The sequence below is a fragment of the Kitasatospora arboriphila genome, from assembly GCF_039528095.1.
Lineage (GTDB): Bacteria > Actinomycetota > Actinomycetes > Streptomycetales > Streptomycetaceae > Kitasatospora > Kitasatospora arboriphila.
The window spans coordinates 91,789-108,721 of the sequence record NZ_BAAALD010000016.1 but is presented as its reverse complement, the minus strand read 5'-3'; the positions used below and the strand labels follow the sequence as shown (position 1 = coordinate 108,721).

Here is a 16,933-nt window from a genome sequence, read left to right as displayed (position 1 = left end):
CTGCGCGACCGCGTGGTGCGCCGCGCCCTCGGCGCCGCCCACCGGCCCGGCGACCGGGCCGTCCGGCTCGCCGCGCAGGACTGGGGGCTGCGGGTGGGCACCCGCGACGGCGGCCCGGAGGCCGTCAGCGCAGGGCGGCGCGCACCGCCGCCGACTCCGCGGCCACCGCCCTCGCCTCCTCCTCCGGCCCGGCCGGTTCCTCGGCATCGACGTGAACGGTCGCCGCGACCAGGCGCGGCACGGCCCGTTTCAGCGCCTGCTCGGCGGCCTCCGCGACCCGGTGGCCCTCCGCCACGGTGAGCGAGCCGTCGACCGCCACCTCGGCCTCGGCGCGCAGCGCGTGGCCGACCCAGCGCATCCGCAGCGCGCCGACCGCCCGCACCCCGTCCACCCCTCGCAGCCCGCGCTCGGCGGCATCCACCAGCGCGGGCTCGACCCCGTCCATCAGCCGGCGCCCGACCTCGCGCACCGAGCTGCACAGCACCGCCAGCATCACCACGGTGATCACCAGGCCGACCAGCGGATCGGCGACCTGCCAGCCCAGCGCCGAGCCTCCCGCACCGAGCAGGACGGCCAGCGAGGTGAGCCCGTCGGCGCGCGCGTGGACGCCGTCCGCGACCAGCGCGGCCGAACCGATCCGGCGCCCGGTGCGGATGCGGTAACGTGCCACCCACTCGTTGCCCAGGCAGCCCACCACCGCCGCAGCCGCCACCGCCCAGACGTGGCCCACCTGTTGCGGGTGGAGCAGCCGGTCGACGGCGGTCACGGCGGCCAGCACGGCGGACGCCGCGACGGTGGCCACCACGGCCACCCCTGCGAGGTCCTCCGCCCGTCCGTAGCCGTACGTGAAGCTGCGGGTGGCGGCGCGACGGCCGAGCAGGAAGGCGATGGCGAGCGGGACGGCGGTGAGCGCGTCGGCCGCGTCGTGCACGGTGTCGCCGAGCAGCGCGACCGAGTTCGAGAGCACCACCACACCCGCCTGCAGGACGGCGGTGAGGGCGAGGACGAGGAGCGAGATCCACAGGGTCCGCAGCCCGTCGGCGGAGGTCTCCACGGCCTCGTCGACCTTCTCGGAGGCATGGTGGGTGTGCGGGCGGAGCAGGTGGCCGAGTCGGGCGGGGGCGCCGCGGCCGTGGGTGCGGTGGCAGTGACGGTGCTCGTGTTCGTCGTGCACGTCGCGCAGGACGTGTTCGTCGCGTTCGTCGTTCGTGTCGTGTGCGTCGTGGCAGGGGCGCTCGTGGGACTGGTTGGGCTGGGTGGGCCGGTGCGGCTCGTGGGGGTGGACGTGGTGGACCGGACGGTCCCGGAGGCGGGTGCCGTGGGGGACGGCGCCCTGGGGGCGCGCGCCGTCGACATGCGCGTCCGAGAGGCGCTCGGCGGGGTCGCGCGGCGCCCGGGTGCGCGGATCCCGGCCGTGCGGACCCCGGGAGTGCGGGTCTCCGCCGGGTGCGGTCCGCGGGGGGTGCGGGTGATCGGATGGATGCGCCGGATCCGTCATGCGCCCCACGGTCGCACATCGACACCGCTGCAGCCATCACCGCCGTACCCTCCGTGACCAGGTGCGATACCCTCGCACCTGCCGGAGGCCCCGACAGGTTGGCTGATTGACCGTCATATCGCAGCGAGCTCAGGCCGGTTCCCGCTCTCCCCGACGGGGCTTGTCACCCAAAGCAGCCGCGCAAGGGCCTAGAGTGAGCACCGGGCTACCCTTCCGACGCGACCAGATCGAGAGGCTGATGTGACTGATCGTCATGTCCCTGCCATGGTATCGATCAGCCCCGCCGCCGACACCGGTCTGGCAGCCATGCCCCTGGAGTTCGCGGCGTTCTGCGAACTGCACCGCCCCCGCTACCTGAGTTACGCCAAGGTCTGGTTCCACGAGCCGACCGCGGCCGGCCGGGTGGTCGACCAGGCGTTCTGCACGCTCGCCCAGGTGTGGCCCGAGGTCCTGGGCAGCTCCAACCCCACCGCCATCGCCTGGCAGATCCTGCGGAGCACGGTCGCGGAGTGCGAACGCCCGAACAGCGAGCCGCTCGCCGAGCACCGCCCGGCGCCGGCCGACGAGGACCTCGCGATCCTGCACTACGTGGTGGGCCTGGCCGCACCCGAGATCGCCGACGTGGTGGGTGCGGAGACCGCCAGCGTCGCCGGGCAGCTCCGCCACGCCCTGCGCCGCATGCCCCAGGAGTGGTGACCCGGGTCACGGGAAACCGGTGATCCGAATCACCGCACGCCCTACTGCCGGACGGTACCGCGCGGGCGAATGATGATCTCCAGTCGACCGGACGGAGAACCCACGTGTCCATCGAGCACACCGTCGCCGTGTTCGAACAGCAGGCCGTCGCCTGCGCCGAACTCGGCTCCCCGCTCTACGCCGCCCTGCTGCACGCCGCTGCGGCCGACGTCCGCGAGGGCGGGCCCTGTGCGGCGGCCGTCGCCGGCCACGAGGACGACGCCGGGCCGCAGGCCGTGGCACTGCGGCTGCTGGGCGGCGTGCACGCCCTAGTCCTCACCGGCCGGGCCCCGGAGCTCGCCGCCCACTACCCGAGCGCCGGCGGCAGCGTCGACCCCGCGCGGCCCGACACCGCCTGGCCCGCATTCCGGCAGGCCGTCGCCGACAACCTGCCGTGGGTACGGGACTGGCTGACCCGGCCGCCGCAGACCAACGAGGTCGGCCGCTCGAACCTGCTGATCGCCGGTCTGCTGCACGCCCTGGGCGAGCGCCGCCTGCCGATCCGGCTGATCGAACTGGGGTCGAGCGCCGGTCTCAACCAGTTGGCCGACCGCTTCCACTGCTCCTCCCCCGGCTACTCCTGCGGGCCCGCCGATTCGCCGGTCCAGCTGCCGGACGCCTGGCGCGGCACACCGCCGTCCTGGCTGCCCGCCCGGGCCGAGCCGCTGGCCTTCGCCGAACGCCGAGGCTGCGACCTCGCTCCGATCGACCCGCGCTCGGCGGAAGGCTCGCTGGCCCTCCGCGCCTACCTGTGGCCCGACCAGCCGGCCCGCACGGCCCGGCTGGAGGGTGCGCTCCGGCTGGCGGCGGAGGTGCCCACCCGGGTCGAGGCCGTGGGCGCCGCCGACTTCCTGGCCGGTGCCGAGGTGGCCGAGGGCATGCTCACCGTGGTCTGGCACTCCGTCATGCGCCAGTACGTCCCCGCGGAGGAATGGGCGCGGGTGGAGGACGAGTTGGCGCGGCTGGCCGCCTCCTCCTCGCCCACGGCGCCGTTCGTCCACGTCGCCTTCGAGCCACGGCGGATCGGCGACCGGCACCGGTTCGTGCTCGCCGTCCGGAGCGGCACCGGCCCGGTGGAACTGCTCGCCGAGGCCGCCCCGCACGGGCTGCCCGCCTGGCCCGCCGAACCGGGCTGGACAGCGGCCTGAGACAGTGGCCCGGCGGCCTGAGGCAGTGGCCCGGCGGCCTGGGACTGCAGTCCGGACGGGAAGTCGTGCGCCGGCTTCAGGAGGCGGTGGGCAGGCCCGTGGGGCCCGGTCCTGCCGCAGGCAGCGGCAGGACCGGCCCTGCGGCAGGACCGACCCTGCGGCCGGAGCGGGTCCGGCACGGGTCAGAGGCGGACGCCGGTGACGTCGTACAGGTGGTGCACCGGGTCGTGGATCAGGTAGTGCGAGAAGCTGTCCACGGTGAACCGCGCACCGTCGCTCCGCAGACCGGTGCGCTGCCACTGCTCGCCGGACACCCCGGCGAAGGACTGCGCCAACTGCTCGGCCGCGGCGGCCAGGTCCGCGCTCACGGTGGCCGGGTCCTGCTCGGCGTAGCGCTCGGCGACCGCCGTCGCGTCCTGGTCCCAGTTGGCGAAGGCCGGGGCCTCCTCGGTGAGCATCAGCACGAGCCTCCGGTCGAAGAGCCGGAAGACGTCCCGGACGTGGCAGGCGTACTCCAGCGTGGACCAGACGTCGGGCTGCGGACGGCGCCGCAGCTCGGCCGGGTCGTCCGCGAGCAGCCGCTGCCACTCGGCGGCGTTGGCGCGCACCATGCCCGGCACGTCCTCGCGGACGACGGCCGGGGTGTCCAGGCCGCAGTCGTCGCAGGAGCGCTCGAGGACCCAGGTCCAGTCCTTGGTGTCAGGAGTGATCATGCGTCCAGGATGCCGTCGGCCGTTCCCGCGCCACCAGTGGCGGGAACGCCAGCCACCGCCAAGATGCTGCCACCTGGCCCTCTCCGCAGGTCACCGGGTCGGTACGGAGCGCGAGGGCGCACTCCTCGGGCGGCGGTGCACGACGGCGCGCGGCGGCGGCCGGATATCGCGGGCCGGCCTCGCGCCGGCCGTTCCGGCGGCGGCCCGGCAGGCCCACCACGGCGAGCAGACCCACCGTGAGCAGACCGGCGCCCGGTGCGGTCTGCCGGGCCCGACCAGCGGGCCGGACGGGCCGGTGACCGCACGTCGGACCGGGCGACGGGAACGGCGAATGCCGGGGATACGGGGCATCAGGAGGTCCTCGTTCATGGCCCTAATGGCAGCACGATCCGGACGGCCCCGACGTGATCCGCCCCCAGCCTGTGGATAACTCGGCTGTTCCGGAGATCCTTCATACCTTCGAGTGATCCCGCTGGTCCGCCCCCGGCCCGTACCGCCGGACGGCCCAGGGGCAGCAGGCGGCGGGCAGCGGACGGCCGAGGCCCGAAAATGCGTTGCGCGCGGCCGAGGGCGTCCGCCGAGAATGACGAAGTGAACGTCGCTGCCCCCGATACCTGGTCCATCGCTCCCGCGCCGGTCGACGATCCCGACGCCCGCACGGTGCTGCACGCCTACCTGGACGAGCTGATCAGCCGCTACTACGGCCGGCCCGCCGAGGAGGCGGAGATCGCCCACGAGGCCGGCGACGGCGCCGACCTGCTCGGCGACCGCGGAGTCTTCCTGGTCGCCAGGGCCGGCGGGGCACCGGTGGCCTGCGCGGGAGTCCGCTGGCTCGCGGCGGACACCGGGGAGCTGACACGCGTGTTCGTCACCCGGCCCGCCCGCCGCGGCGGCGCCGGACGGCGTCTGGTCACCGCCGCCGAGGAGGTCGCACGGGCCCGCGGGGTGAGGCGGATGCTGCTCAACACCCGCCGCGACCTGACAGAGGCGATCGCGTTGTACACCTGCCTCGGCTACCGCCCGACCGACCCCTACGGCGACGATCCGTACGCCGAGCTCTGGTTCTCGAAGGAGCTGGTATGACCGAGTACGGCACGACCACGACCACGACCACGGCGCAGACCGCACACGACGCACCGGCCACCCCCGCCGGCATGACCATCCGTGCGGCCACCCCGGCCGACTGGCCCGCGATCTGGCCGTTCCTCCGCGACATCGTCGCGGCGGGCGACACCTACACCTGGCCCCGGGACATCTCCGAGGCCGACGCCCGCGACATGTGGCTCAAGCAGCCACCGGGCCGGACAGTGGTCGCCGTGGACGCCGACGGCACTGTCCTCGGCACCGCGGAGACCCACCCGAACCAGGGCGGCCCCGGCTCGCACATCGCCAACGCGGGCTTCATGGTCGACCCGCGCCACGCCCGGCGCGGAGTGGGCCGCGCCCTCGGCGAGCACGTCATCGCCCAGGCCCACGCCGACGGCTACCGGGCGATCCAGTACAACGCCGTCGTCGCCACCAACCACCGGGCCGTGGCGCTGTGGAAGTCCCTGGGCTTCGAGACCGTCGGCACCGTCCCCGAAGGCTTCCTGCACGCCGAACTCGGCTACGTCGACCTGCTGGTGATGTACCGCAGGCTCTGAGCCGAAGCCGAAGCCGAAGCCGAGGCCGAAACGGGAACCGGGCACGAGCCGGAGCCGGACGGCCTGCCGGCTGCGTCAGCCCGCCGCCAACGCTGCCCGGAGCCGGACTGCCAGCCGGTCCATCTCCTCCGGGCCGACCGCGGCGGCGGCGTCCTTGCCGAGCAGACCGAACACCCGCGGCCCGCGCAGTTCCTCCGGCTGGTCGGGGCTGCGCGGCACGACGTGGAAGTGCACGTGGGCGAAGCCCTCCGCCTCGGCGAACTGCGCGACGTACGTCTTCGCGCAGCCCGTCACCTCGGCGAGCGCCCTGGAGAGCCGGACCTGCCAGGTACCGAGGCCGGCGGCCTCCGCGTCGGTCAGCTCGGCGACCGCCGTGACGTGCCGCCGGGGCAGCAGGACGAGCCACCCCGGCAGCGCGGAACCGAAGGCGTGGGCGACCCGCCAGTGCTCGTCCCCGGCGATCGACTCGCGCGGAGGCAGGCCTTCCGGGTCTCCTGTGCGAACACATGTGTAACAATCCACGGCCGCGAGCCTAGTGCGGCGACAGCCGTCCGTAATCAACGATTGTGGAAACCCCGGCTGTTCAGCCGGTGGTGGTGTCGTCGTCCTGGACCGCACAGATCGCGTCGATCGCAGCCTGCCCGAGACCGGGGAACACCGACGACAGCATCGCCTCGCAGACCGCCGCCTCCTCGGGCGTCTTGGGCCCGTCCGCGAACGCGGGCGCCGGAGCGGCGAACACGGTGGCGGCAGCGGCGAGCGCGAGAACGGCGCAGAGCTTCTTGAACATCGGACGGCCCTTCGGGTACTGGGGACAAGTAGTCCACCAGTACCCGAAGGGCCGTCGTGACCTGCGAACCTTCCGCCGTTCGTAGGCGTGTCAGCTGTAGGGGCTACCGCCCGCCGGAGGCTGCTGCGGCGGGTACTGCTGGTACGGCTGCGAGGAGCCGAACTGCTGCGGCTGGCCGTTGCCCTGGCCCACGTACGAGGACTGCTGGGGCTGCCCCTGACCGGCGTACGGCGCCTGCTGCTGCGGCGGGAACTGCTGAGCACCCGGACCGTACGGCGGCGGGGTCGGCGGCACGAAGCCACCACCGCCTCCACCGTTGCCGCCACCGCCGCTGCCGTTGCCGCGCGACCGCCGGACCAGCACGATCACGCCGCCGATCACCACCAGCGCCAGGACACCGACGATGGCCAGCACGTACACCGGGATGCCGCCGTCCTCCTTCGCGGCGGAGCTGTCACCGGGCGCCGTGCTGTTGCCCGGGGCCGGCTTGGAGGCCGCGGAGGACGGCTTGCCCGACGGGTCCGCCTGCGACTCCACCCGGGTGAGCAGCGGGTTCTCCTTCGGCCCGTTGTCGACCGCAGGGTTCGCCGCGAGCGCACCCTTGGCGGAGGCGATGCCGTAGCCGTACTTGCTGTTCGGGACGGGCGACTTGTCCGGAGGAGCGATAGCCGACTTGATCATCCGGTTGATGACCTGGCCCGCCGAGAGGTTCGGGTACTTCGAGCGGACGAGCGCGGCGATGGCGGAGACGTAGGCAGCCGCGCCGGAGGTGCCGTTGCCCTTGCCGTAGCTGGAGGACGACTTGGCGGTCGCACTGTAGATGTCCACGCCGGGTGCGGCCAGGGTCACCTCGGGACCACTGTTCGACTTGGACCAGATGTTGCCCTGCTGATCCACGGCACCGACCGACACCACGCCGGGGAACGCGCTCGGGTACTCAACAGGATGGTCTCCACCCGTGTTACCCGCAGATGCGACCACCACTACGTCTTTTTCGACGGCGTACTTGACGGCATCTCGGACCCCAGCCTCAGCACTCGAACCGGAGATCGACATGTTGACGACCCGTGCACCGTGATCAACGGCATACCTCAGGCACTCAGCCAGGTTGCCGGACACCATGCTTCCGCTGTCGACGTCGAAGGTTCCAATCCGAACCGGCAGGATCTTGGCCTTCGGCGCCAGGCCCATGACCCCGGCCTGATCTCCGTGGCCGTGCCCGGCAATCAGGCTGGCCATGGCCGTTCCATGACCGACCTTGTCGGTCTTGTAGTCCAAACCTTCACCGGAGCAGTCCGTGCCAGGAAGCACCTGACCCGAAAGGTCCTGGTGTTCGGCGACTCCGCTGTCGATGACGGCTACGGTGACGCCTTCCCCCTGGCTGATCGGCCAGACATCCTTCGTGGCGTGGTAGTTGTTCAGTGGCCACTGGCCGTCGCGAACGGTGTCCGCGCTCGCCGGTGCGGCACCGATTCCCCACACCAGGGCGCCCGCAGCAAGCACGGCCATACCCCGCATCGGTCGGTTGGTCGTCAAGCCGTCGTCACCTCATCCGTCCGGTGGGCGTCTCGTCGCGGGAGCAGCGACGAGACGCCCGATCAGCTGTGGGTGCACCTGAGGGTGCTGGGGATCATTCCACCACGTCGGGGTTGACCCGCTCCCCCGACGCCCAGGTCTCCTCGTCCTCGACGAGGTAGTCGGGACGCCGCTTGTCGTCCTTCTTGTCCTTCTTCTTGCCGACCTGCGAGCCGGGCATCCCGTGGCCCTGGCCACCCGCTCCGGCAGCGCCCTGTCCCGGGCGGTTGCGCCCGAGGCCCGATCCGCCCTCGGTGAAGGAGCCGCGTCCGGCGCCGCCCGCCCCGGGCTCGCCGACCACGCCGCCACCGCGACGCGAAAGGCTTCCGCCCGCGCCGCCACCGGCCGACCGACCACCGGCGCCCGAGCCGAGGCCGTTGCCGCCGCCCATGCCACCCGAACCGAAGGCGTTACCGCCACGGCCGAGGCTGCCTCCGGTCCCACCGGATCCACCGCGGCCGAGACCCGTGCCGCCGGTGCCACCAGTACCGCCGCGACCGCCACCACCACCCAGACCGGTGTCGAAGACGCCGCCGCCCCCGTGCTGGCCCCCGCCACCGCCGCCCGGGCCGGTGTGACCGGGACCGGTGCCGGGGCCACTCGTAGTGGGCGGCCGGTTGGTCACCGTGGCACCGTCGATACCGGTGCCCGGTCCAACAGGCGTCGGCGTCTTGGGCTTGGGGGTGGGGTTCGCGGTACCGCCGCTGATGCCGCTGTCGGTGATGCGGGCCGTGGAGGTCTTCGGCGACTGCGGCGAGGCCGTCGAGGAGGACCGGCGGGTCGTGGAGGAGCCCGAACCGGTGCCCGAGCCGGAGCCGCCGGTGAGACCGAGGCCGCCACCGACCAGCAGGCCGCTGATGGCCGACGCTGCGGACGAGTCCGGCGGTTGAAGGTCCTCGATGTCCTCTCGACCGATACGGTTGGGCGGCTTCAGATTCGCTGTCGCCGTACGGTACTTGGCCGCAAGCGTCTCCATGACGGCGACCGCCTGGGCCTTCTTCTCGTCGGTGACGGCGGTCCTGGTGTCCTCGTCGTCGACGCCGACGGTCGACTTGGCGGTGTCGCTGAGCGCGTCGCCGGCCTTGTCCCAGAAGCTCGGCTCCTCGGGCATGTCCCGCTTGGCGGTGTCGATCGCCTCGGACATCATCTGCATGGTCTGCGCAGCGTCGTTGGCGTACGCCGCCGCGTTGTTGACGGCGTTGGAGAGCTTGGTCATCTTCGCGTAGAAGGCGTCGCTGGTCGCGCCCTCCCACGAGGACGTGGCGTCCGCCGAGGCGGTGTTCAGCGCCGTACGGATCTGCTTGAGCGTGTCGGCGGCCTTGCGCCAGGGGTCGCTGGCCGCCATGACGCCGCCGGAGTCCATCGACTGGACCATGCCGCGCATGTCACCGTGGCTGTAGCCGTTGAAGTTCGTGTATCCGCTCATGCTCGGACGCCTTCCGTCCCCGTCCCGAAATCGGCCTCAAGCTGACTGTCCCTGTTCAGGACATCGTTCACTACCACGACGGTTGCGGGTCTCCGCTACCTGCCGGTGAACTGCCCGCGGGGCCCTTCGGGCCCACCGCAGGACCGGCGGCGCTGTTCGACCGGTAGGCCGCGGTAACGGGCGCAGCAGTGCTGCCCACGGACCAGCCGTCGGAGTTGACCTTGAGGGCGTGGGAGGTCTCGTGCTCCTGCTCCTCGTAGTTCCGTGCTGTCAGTTCGGCCTTGTGCTGGGCTTCCTCGATTGCCTGCTGAAGCGCATCGAGGACCTCGCGCAGGCTGTCCCGCATGTCCTGATACTTGGCGTGCAGCGCCTCGGCCTCGGAGAAGGTGCCGAACGCGCTGCGGCTGACCCCGCTCTGGCTGTGCACCCGGGAGCCGCCCGCGGCGGACTCGAACTCGCCCAACAGTCCCCGTACCTGCGACGCGAAGGCGCGCAGGTTGTCCACTTCCACGCGGTAGCCGGAACCGCTCCCCGTGCTCACGTCTTTCGTGCCTCCCCCGTACTTCCTGGCGTCATGACCCGGGTCTTGACCCTTATGTCTAACACATGCCACGTCGGGCCAAAACCAACCCCTCACTGGCCGGGCCGAGCCTCCCGGCTGACCTGCGGCTGGTCCGGGTCCGTGAACTGTCGATCCGTCAGGCGACGGCGGCCGCCAGCGCGCGGCGGCAGAGCGAGTCGGCGCGCCGGGTGGTCTCGGGGAGGCGGAAGGAAGGGGTGAGGGCGAGCGTGGTCTCCACCGCTTCGGCCAGGCCGATGCGGTGGCCGACGGAGACGAAGACCGGCTTGACGCCCTGCCGGGTGCGGACGGCCCGGCCGACCTCTTCGCCGGCGTCCATCAGCGGCGACCAGGCGCCGCGTTCGGGGCCGGGCGCCTGGTGGGTGAACGTGAACGGGGTCTTGGCGACGCCGATGGTCCGCAGTCCGGTGTGGACGCCGAGGTGGCTGGCCAGGCCGAGGCGGCGGGGGTGGGCGAGTCCGTACCCGTCGCAGACCACGAGGTCGGGCTCGTGCTGCAGGGCGGCGAGCGCCTCCAGTACGGCCGGGAGTTCACGGAACGCCAGCAGGCCGGGGAGGTAGGGGAAGGCGACCGGGCCGACGGCGGTGGACTCGTCGACGACCTCCAGCGTGCCGTAGTCGAGCAGGACGGCTGCCGCGGCGACCACGCCCCGCTCGTCGTCGTAGGCCACGTCCACGCCCGCCACCAGCGAACCCACCGCGGGCGCGGGTCCGGTCGCGGACACCAGCGGCCTCAGGCGCTTCTGGACGGCGAGTGCCTCGGCCTCCTCGACCGGCCAGTCGGCGGGAACGCTCACAATCTCCCCCAAGTGTCATGACGGTGTTCCGACGATCACCGTACCGACCTCGGCCGGGCAGGGGCGCAGCGCCGTGGCATCGGGGGCGGCCGGTCGTGAACCCGTGCGCCCCTCATGCCCGGCATATGCGGGATTACGCTGGACGTAGAGGTCCGCCGTGCTGGGTAGACCCCCGAAGGGCCCTCTCCGGGGCCCACCGACCAGGCACTGCCCCGACACTGACCTGATCCCTGACCTGGCCCCCGACCGGGCTTCCCCACCGACTCCGCATGAAGGACTGACCGCCATGCCGCGTCCGACGCTCCCTCAGATCTGCACCGGCACCTTCACCGTCGTCGTATCGGCCGTCGCCCTGTTGGCGGTCTCCGGGTCCACGGGCGTGTTCGAGGTCGCGGTGCTGGTGGCCTTCGCCGTGGCACTGGGAACGCTCGCAACGGCGCTGTTGATGACGCTCTCCGCGCAGCGGCGCACCGACCGCGGTGTGCCGGCCGGCGCGGAGCCAGCCCGGGAGGCGGCGACGGTGCCCGGGCCCCGGCCGGAGTACGCGGGCCGGTCCTGACCGTCCGCCGTACCGCACCTGCCTCCGCACCGCACCTGCCTCCGCGGGCCGCGGCCGGTCCTGACCCCGGCGGTGGCCCGCGGATCGTTCCGCCGGCTCTGCCCGGACTGGCCGGACCGGCTCGGTGAGGTGGGCGTCAGACCGCGGTGGAGACCACCACCGTCTTCGCCGCCTTGTCGTGGATGCACTGCCGGTACGGCTTGTCGAAGACGCCGAACAGGCCGTCGATCGGCCACCAGAGTCCGCCGCAGCAGATCAGCGCGGGGACGATGAACACCGCGGCCCGGGTCCAGGCGGCCGCCGGGCCGGGCACGCTCCCGTCGGCGAGCATGGCGACCCGGACCTTCATCAGCTTCTTGCCGAACGTCTGGCCGTCCCGGCCGAGCATCAGGCCGCCGTAGACCAGCCAGAGCAGGTAGCCGAGCCAGGTCGCACCGACCCAGCCGTCCTGCTTGCCGAAGCTGGCGAACGGGACCACCAGCGCCACGGCGACCGCCTCGACCAGGACGAAGTCCACCAGGGTGGCGACGATCCGGTTGGGCCAGGTGCCGAGCGGCGGCATCCCGGGCACCGGACCGGCACCGGGCGCCGTACCGGGAGTCGGCGGCGGTGCCGCCCCGTGGCCGGGTCCCGTCCCGAAGCCGGGCGGCGGGGCACCGTAGGTCCCGGTGAAGTCGCCGGGGGTGTCGTACGGGCTGCCCGTCGGCGGCGGAGGCGGCGGCGCGCCGTACGGGTCGGACGGCGCACCCGACGGCGTGCCCTCCTGCGGGGGCTGCTTGTCGAAGGAGGGCTTGCCGCCCCCTTCCGGCTCCTGGCCTGAGGGGTCATTGGTGCTCATGCACCGAGTAGAACATCGGATATGCCGCGGAATCGGCATATCCGGTACGTTTTGGCGGGGTTGCCGAACGGCTCACGACCGCCCGGAGAGGCGCCGACAGCGTGCCGACGGCGCGCCCTGCGGTGACGTCCGATCAGCCCTTCACCACGCGGGTGGCGGCCGCCCGGTCCTGCCATCCGCGGCGGGCCCGCCGGTCGAACAGCGGCCAGAGCAGGCCGACCGGCATCAGCACGGACAGCTGCCTGACGGCCCATCGCACCAGCGATCGGCCGAACGAGGGCGGTGTGCGCCGCCCGCTGCCGCCCCCTCGGGCGTCGACCACCCGGATCCGGACGAGCCGCTTGCCGAAGGTCTGGCCGGTCCGGGCCGTCGGCAGCACCTCGTACAGCACGCCGAACACCACCAGGACGCCGATCAGGACGCCCGCCTTGCCCAGGACGACGCCGTCGACCAGCCAGACCCGCACCTCGTGGCCCGCCAGCGCGGAGGCCGCCCGCGCCTGGTCGAGCTTCTCCCGGACGTGCGCGACGGCCTCCGTGCCGAGCGGCACCCCGGCCGCGGCCGCCACCACCAGGACCAGCAGGGAGTCGACGATCCGCGCGGCCAGCCGGCGGCCGAGCCCGGCGGACTGCAGCGCGGCCGGCTTCGGCGCCTGCTTCGATGCCTGCTTCGTCGCCTGCTTCGGGGCCCCCTTGCGTGCCGCCGCGGCCGGGCGCTGCTCGGCGGGGCGCTGCTCGGCAGCACGCCGACCGGACGGGGCCTGCCCCGACGGGGCCGGTGCGGACGACATCTGTGTCGACGGACGGCGGGCCGCTGCGGGCCGCTCGGCCACCCGCGGGGCGGCCGCCGCGCCGGCGCCGGGCTCCGGGGAACGGGACGCCGCGCGCTGCGGAGCCGCCGACCGGGCAGTCTCCGGCCGGAGCGCCGTGGCGGACGCCTCCCTCGGCACCCGCTCCTCACGCCGAGCCGGTTCGGAGACCGTACGCGCAGGCTCGACGGACGGGACCTCCGACAACGCCTCCACCGCAGGCACCGCCTCGGCCGTGACAGGCTCCGCGGGAGCAGGCTCGGTCACGGCGGGCACGTCGGGTTCGGCCTCGACCGTCGCCTCGGGTGTCGGCGGCGCCTCCGGCTCCTCCTCCGCCACCACCGGCTCGGGCGCCGCAGAGTGCACCGCGGAGTTCTCCGTGGCCTGCGCCTCGGCCGCCTCGGCCTCGGGGGCGGCGACCGCGCCGGGTGCCGCCTGGAGGGCCTGGGGGGCCCGGACGGGGGCCGGCGCCGGGAAGGACGGGGGCGCGGCCGCGTGCTCGACCTCGCCGAGCTCAACCTCCGCGCCGGTCGGCAGCACGCCCCAGGACACCCAGCGCGGGGCCGCACCGGTCTCCAGCAGGCCGCGCTGCGCCCTCGGATCGGCCTGCCACCCGGACCCGCCGGACCGCGCCGCGGGGACCCGCTCCTCCGCCTCCTGCGCGGCGGACGGCTGCGCCGCCGGGGTCAGGGCCTCGGGCAGGGCCTCGGGCGGGGCCGAGCGGGCGGACGGGACGACGACCGCGGCCGGCGGGGGCACCAGGGTCGGCGGAACGTGGCGCAGGGCGGGCTGCTCGGCCCGCACCGGTGCGACGTCCGCGCGGGGGCGCAGCTCGACCTCGGCGTGGGCGGCCATCACGAACGAGGCCCCGGCGGACGTCTCGTCGAAGTACACCGGCCCGGTCTGCGTGTCCGAGTCGGAGAGCGGCGGGGACGGCCAGTCCGGCAGCGACGGCATCGCCGGTGCCGGCACCCCGGCCGGTGCGGGTTCACCTGGTGCGGGCTCGGCCCCTGCAGGCTCGGCGGACGCGAACGCGGCCCCGGACCCGGACTCGGCGGATCCGGAACCGGAACCGGACCCGCTGGACGCGGACCCGGACTCGGCGTCCGGAGGCCCGGCCGGTGACGGCACGGCCGGTGCAGCGCCCGGGGCGGCCGACGGGACGGCGGCCGGTACGGCGACGGGCGGGGCGGCGGTCGGCGGGACGAGCGGCGGGGTCTGCCGGCTGACGATGCGAGGCGGCTCCAGCACCTCGCCCTCGGCGGGCGCGGGGCGGGTGGTGCCGGGGACCCACCCGGTGCCACCCCAGTAACGGACGAAACCCGGGATGGACGGGTCCGGGTAGTAGCCCGGCATGGGGCCGACGGCGGTGTCCGCAGCGCCGCCGTTGGGTCGGTCCGTCATGCGGTTCTTCTTTCGTGGCAGCGCCGATGACGCTTGGAGCGCAGGCGGACAGTCGCCAGGCAGTCACAAAGGGTAGTACTTCCGCCCCGCCCTTCCCGCGGGTTCTCCGGAAAAACACTCCTTCCCGAACCCGTGTAAGAGCGCGCGGGCGGGCCGCTCTCCTCTCCCGAGGGGCCGAACGGCGGCCCGGTCGAGCGGAGAGGATCCGGCCATGGAGCAGACCCCGAGCGTGGTGGAACTGGAGCTGGACGTCGAGCTGGTGCTGTCGCCGGAGCGCAGCGTTCCGGTGCCGGCCCGGCTGTCGTACGGCAGCCACGACCCGCTGGCGGTGCACGTGACCTTCCACCTGGACACGGGCAACCCGGTGACCTGGGTGTTCGCACGGGAGCTGCTGGTGGAGGGGACGTTCCGGCCGTGCGGGCAGGGCGACGTCCGGATCTGGCCGAAGCGGTCGGGGCGGCGCGGGGTGCTGTGCCTGGCGCTGAGCTCCCCGGCGGGGGACGCGCTGCTGGAGGCGCCGCTGGCACCGGTGGCCGGGTGGCTGGAGCGGGCGCACCGGCTGGTTCCGCCGGGCGGTGAGCTGGCGGCCCTGGACATGGACCACTGCCTGGCCGAGCTGCTGGCGTGAACGGCGGGCGCGAGCGGCCCCACGCCCGGGTGAACGGTCACCCGGCCGCTGGGCTTCACGCCCGGGTGAACGGGCCCTGCGGCGTGCCAGGGCCTGCGGCGTGCCGGCCCTGCGGCGTGCCGGCCCTGCGGCGTGCCGGTGGGGCGCCGCCGACCGCTCGCCGGGTACGGCCACCGATCGGACGGGACGAGCGGGACGGTCCGGACGGCCACGGCACGCCGCGGGGGCGTGCCGACGCCGTACGTCCGTCCGGGAGGCCCTGGAGCCGGTCTTCGGAGGCGCGGGCAGTCAGGTGCCCCCACGCGCCCCCAGGAGGCCCCTGAGAGGCATCCGTGCACCTGCGAAGTCGCGCCCTAGGCGCGGACGCGCCCCTCGGAGCGGCGGCCGTCGGCCCAGGAGCCGGGGCGCTGTTCGGGCAGTCGCAGCAGCGGCTCCCCGGCGGCGCGGCGGCGCGCCGCGACCCGGGCGGCGGCAGCGGCCAGGAAGCCGACGCCGACCAGCGGGTAGACCGCGGCGGGGATCTGGGCGAGCGGCGCGAGGTGCTGGTCGAGGTCGCCCTTGTGCGGGACGACCCACATGGCGAAGGAGAGGAAGGCGAGCAGCGTCGCGCCGAAGATCGGCCGCCACCGGAGCCGCCGGACGGCGACCGGCCGGGAGCGTTCGTGGGCGGCCTCGGCGGCGAGCAGGACGAGCACCGGGACGCACCAGACCCAGTGGTGGGTCCAGCTGATCGGCGAGATGAGGACGGCGGTGACCGCGGCGCAGCAGATGCCCCAGGCCTCGCCGCGGGGCAGCCAGCGGGCGCTGCGGTGGGCCCAGGCGGCGGTGGCGAGTCCGGCGACGGCGACGGTGGCACCGGCGAGGGTGGCCAGGGTGCCGGGGTCGGCGGTGTGCAGCAGCCGGGCGACGGCGCCGCGGACGGACTGGTTGTCGACGATCTCGGTCTTGCCGACGCGGCTGGAGTCGTAGAGGTACTTCGTCCAGAAGCCCCAGGTGGCGTCGGGGAGCAGCAGGGCGCCGAGGGCGAAGGTGCCGAGGAAGGTGAGGCCGGCGGTGAGGGAGGCCCGGACGCGGCCGGTGATCATCAGGTAGACGGCGAAGAGGCCGGGGGTGAGCTTGATGCCGGCGGCGATGCCGATGGCGACGCCCTTGGGGAGGCGGTGCAGCGGTCCGGCGGCGGCCGTGCCGCGGCTGTCGGGGCGGTTGAGGTCCCAGAGGATCAGGCAGGCCAGGACGAGGTTGATCTGGCCGTAGCGCAGGGTGGTGAAGACCGGTTCGAGCCAGACGCCGAGGCCGGTGACCAGCAGGATGCCGATCGGGCGCACCTCCCGGCGGGGCCAGCCGACGAGCTTGAAGGAGAGGTGGGCGAGGACGCCGAGCAGGACGACGTTGCCGGCGGTGATCGCGACCCGGAGGACGCCGATGCCGAACCAGGTGGTCGGCACGAAGAGCATCGCGGCGAACGGCGGATAGGTGGCGGGCAGGTTCCACTCGGTGACCCGCAGCGCGTAGAGGTCGTGGCCGTCGGCGACGGCGGCGCCCTCCGCCCGGTAGACGATCATGTCGACCATCGAGGTGCCGACGAAGTGCCGGACGGTGGCGTAGGCGAGCAGCGAGACCACGGCGAGGGCGGCGGCCGCGGTGAGCGGGCCGCGCGGGGCCGCGCGGAGGGCCTGCAGCGGGGCCCGGAGCGGGTTCCGGAGCTGTCGGCGTCCGGTGTCCGGGGTGGGCCGGGACTGCTGTTCGGGCTGCCGGCCGGCCGTCCGGTCGGCCTCGCGCACCGCTGTCACAT

17 protein-coding genes are annotated in these 16,933 nt (G+C 73.9%); 6 read left to right on the top strand and 11 right to left on the bottom strand.

The annotated features are described in order from the left end of the window. Nucleotides 1–124: 124 nt before the first annotated feature. The gene (locus ABD353_RS11735; protein ID WP_344623467.1) at nt 125–1,174 is read right to left on the bottom strand and encodes a cation diffusion facilitator family transporter; all 1,050 of its coding nucleotides are present in this window, start codon (nt 1,172–1,174) and stop codon (nt 125–127) included. A gap of 588 nt (nt 1,175–1,762) precedes the next feature. Between ABD353_RS11735 and ABD353_RS11730 the strand changes: the two genes are divergently transcribed. Then, nucleotides 1,763–2,194, top strand: coding sequence for an RNA polymerase sigma factor (locus ABD353_RS11730; protein WP_344623455.1), 432 nt, complete (start codon nt 1,763–1,765; stop codon nt 2,192–2,194). Between the two features lie 104 nt (nt 2,195–2,298). After that, nucleotides 2,299–3,381 (top strand): DUF2332 domain-containing protein, encoded by a 1,083-nt coding sequence (locus tag ABD353_RS11725; RefSeq protein ID WP_344623454.1) that lies wholly within the window; start codon nt 2,299–2,301, stop codon nt 3,379–3,381. Between the two features lie 182 nt (nt 3,382–3,563). On the opposite strand, the gene ABD353_RS11720 is transcribed toward ABD353_RS11725, so the two are convergent. Further along, on the bottom strand, nt 3,564–4,094 hold the full coding sequence (locus ABD353_RS11720; RefSeq protein ID WP_344623453.1) for a DinB family protein: 531 nt from the start codon (nt 4,092–4,094) through the stop codon (nt 3,564–3,566). Nucleotides 4,095–4,685: 591 nt separating this feature from the next. Between ABD353_RS11720 and ABD353_RS11715 the strand changes: the two genes are divergently transcribed. Next, nucleotides 4,686–5,177 (top strand): GNAT family N-acetyltransferase, encoded by a 492-nt coding sequence (locus tag ABD353_RS11715; RefSeq protein ID WP_344623452.1) that lies wholly within the window; start codon nt 4,686–4,688, stop codon nt 5,175–5,177. 71 nt (nt 5,178–5,248) lie between these two features. Next, nucleotides 5,249–5,737: a GNAT family N-acetyltransferase gene (locus tag ABD353_RS11710; protein ID WP_344623466.1), complete on the top strand. Its 489-nt coding sequence runs from the start codon at nt 5,249–5,251 to the stop codon at nt 5,735–5,737. Between the two features lie 75 nt (nt 5,738–5,812). Here ABD353_RS11710 and ABD353_RS11705 read toward each other — a convergent pair whose 3' ends face one another. The 6 genes from ABD353_RS11705 to ABD353_RS11680 all read right to left on the bottom strand — a co-directional run bounded on the left by ABD353_RS11705 (nt 5,813) and on the right by ABD353_RS11680 (nt 10,904). Further along, complete coding sequence (locus ABD353_RS11705) at nt 5,813–6,259, bottom strand: HIT family protein (protein ID WP_344623451.1); 447 nt, start codon at nt 6,257–6,259, stop codon at nt 5,813–5,815. 61 nt (nt 6,260–6,320) lie between these two features. Next, a complete protein-coding gene (locus ABD353_RS11700; protein WP_344623450.1) occupies nt 6,321–6,527 on the bottom strand; it encodes a hypothetical protein in 207 nt (68 codons plus the stop codon). Between the two features lie 90 nt (nt 6,528–6,617). Further along, nucleotides 6,618–8,063 carry a type VII secretion-associated serine protease mycosin gene (gene mycP / locus ABD353_RS11695; protein WP_344623449.1) on the bottom strand — a complete coding sequence of 482 codons (1,446 nt, stop codon included), beginning with the start codon at nt 8,061–8,063 and terminating at the stop codon, nt 6,618–6,620. 94 nt (nt 8,064–8,157) lie between these two features. Beyond that, on the bottom strand, nt 8,158–9,528 hold the full coding sequence (locus tag ABD353_RS11690) for a WXG100 family type VII secretion target (RefSeq protein WP_344623448.1): 1,371 nt from the start codon (nt 9,526–9,528) through the stop codon (nt 8,158–8,160). A 70-nt stretch (nt 9,529–9,598) separates the two neighbouring features. After that, nucleotides 9,599–10,069 carry a hypothetical protein gene (locus ABD353_RS11685; RefSeq protein ID WP_344623447.1) on the bottom strand — a complete coding sequence of 157 codons (471 nt, stop codon included), beginning with the start codon at nt 10,067–10,069 and terminating at the stop codon, nt 9,599–9,601. Between the two features lie 157 nt (nt 10,070–10,226). After that, nucleotides 10,227–10,904: an endonuclease V gene (locus tag ABD353_RS11680; protein ID WP_344623446.1), complete on the bottom strand. Its 678-nt coding sequence runs from the start codon at nt 10,902–10,904 to the stop codon at nt 10,227–10,229. Between the two features lie 286 nt (nt 10,905–11,190). Here ABD353_RS11680 and ABD353_RS11675 point away from each other — a divergent pair, with 286 nt between their 5' ends. Continuing rightward, nucleotides 11,191–11,463 carry a hypothetical protein gene (locus ABD353_RS11675; protein WP_344623445.1) on the top strand — a complete coding sequence of 91 codons (273 nt, stop codon included), beginning with the start codon at nt 11,191–11,193 and terminating at the stop codon, nt 11,461–11,463. A gap of 136 nt (nt 11,464–11,599) precedes the next feature. Here the strand turns inward: ABD353_RS11675 and ABD353_RS11670 are convergent, their stop codons facing one another. Both ABD353_RS11670 and ABD353_RS11665 read right to left on the bottom strand, forming a co-directional pair. Next, on the bottom strand, nt 11,600–12,301 hold the full coding sequence (locus ABD353_RS11670; protein ID WP_344623444.1) for an RDD family protein: 702 nt from the start codon (nt 12,299–12,301) through the stop codon (nt 11,600–11,602). A gap of 133 nt (nt 12,302–12,434) precedes the next feature. Further along, complete coding sequence (locus tag ABD353_RS11665) at nt 12,435–14,513, bottom strand: RDD family protein (protein WP_344623443.1); 2,079 nt, start codon at nt 14,511–14,513, stop codon at nt 12,435–12,437. Between the two features lie 211 nt (nt 14,514–14,724). On the opposite strand from ABD353_RS11665, the gene ABD353_RS11660 reads away from it, so the two are divergent. Then, nucleotides 14,725–15,141 (top strand): SsgA family sporulation/cell division regulator, encoded by a 417-nt coding sequence (locus ABD353_RS11660; RefSeq protein ID WP_344623442.1) that lies wholly within the window; start codon nt 14,725–14,727, stop codon nt 15,139–15,141. Nucleotides 15,142–15,494: 353 nt separating this feature from the next. On the opposite strand, the gene ABD353_RS11655 is transcribed toward ABD353_RS11660, so the two are convergent. Next, nucleotides 15,495–16,931 carry a glycosyltransferase 87 family protein gene (locus tag ABD353_RS11655; RefSeq protein ID WP_344623441.1) on the bottom strand — a complete coding sequence of 479 codons (1,437 nt, stop codon included), beginning with the start codon at nt 16,929–16,931 and terminating at the stop codon, nt 15,495–15,497. Nucleotides 16,932–16,933 lie beyond the last annotated feature (2 nt).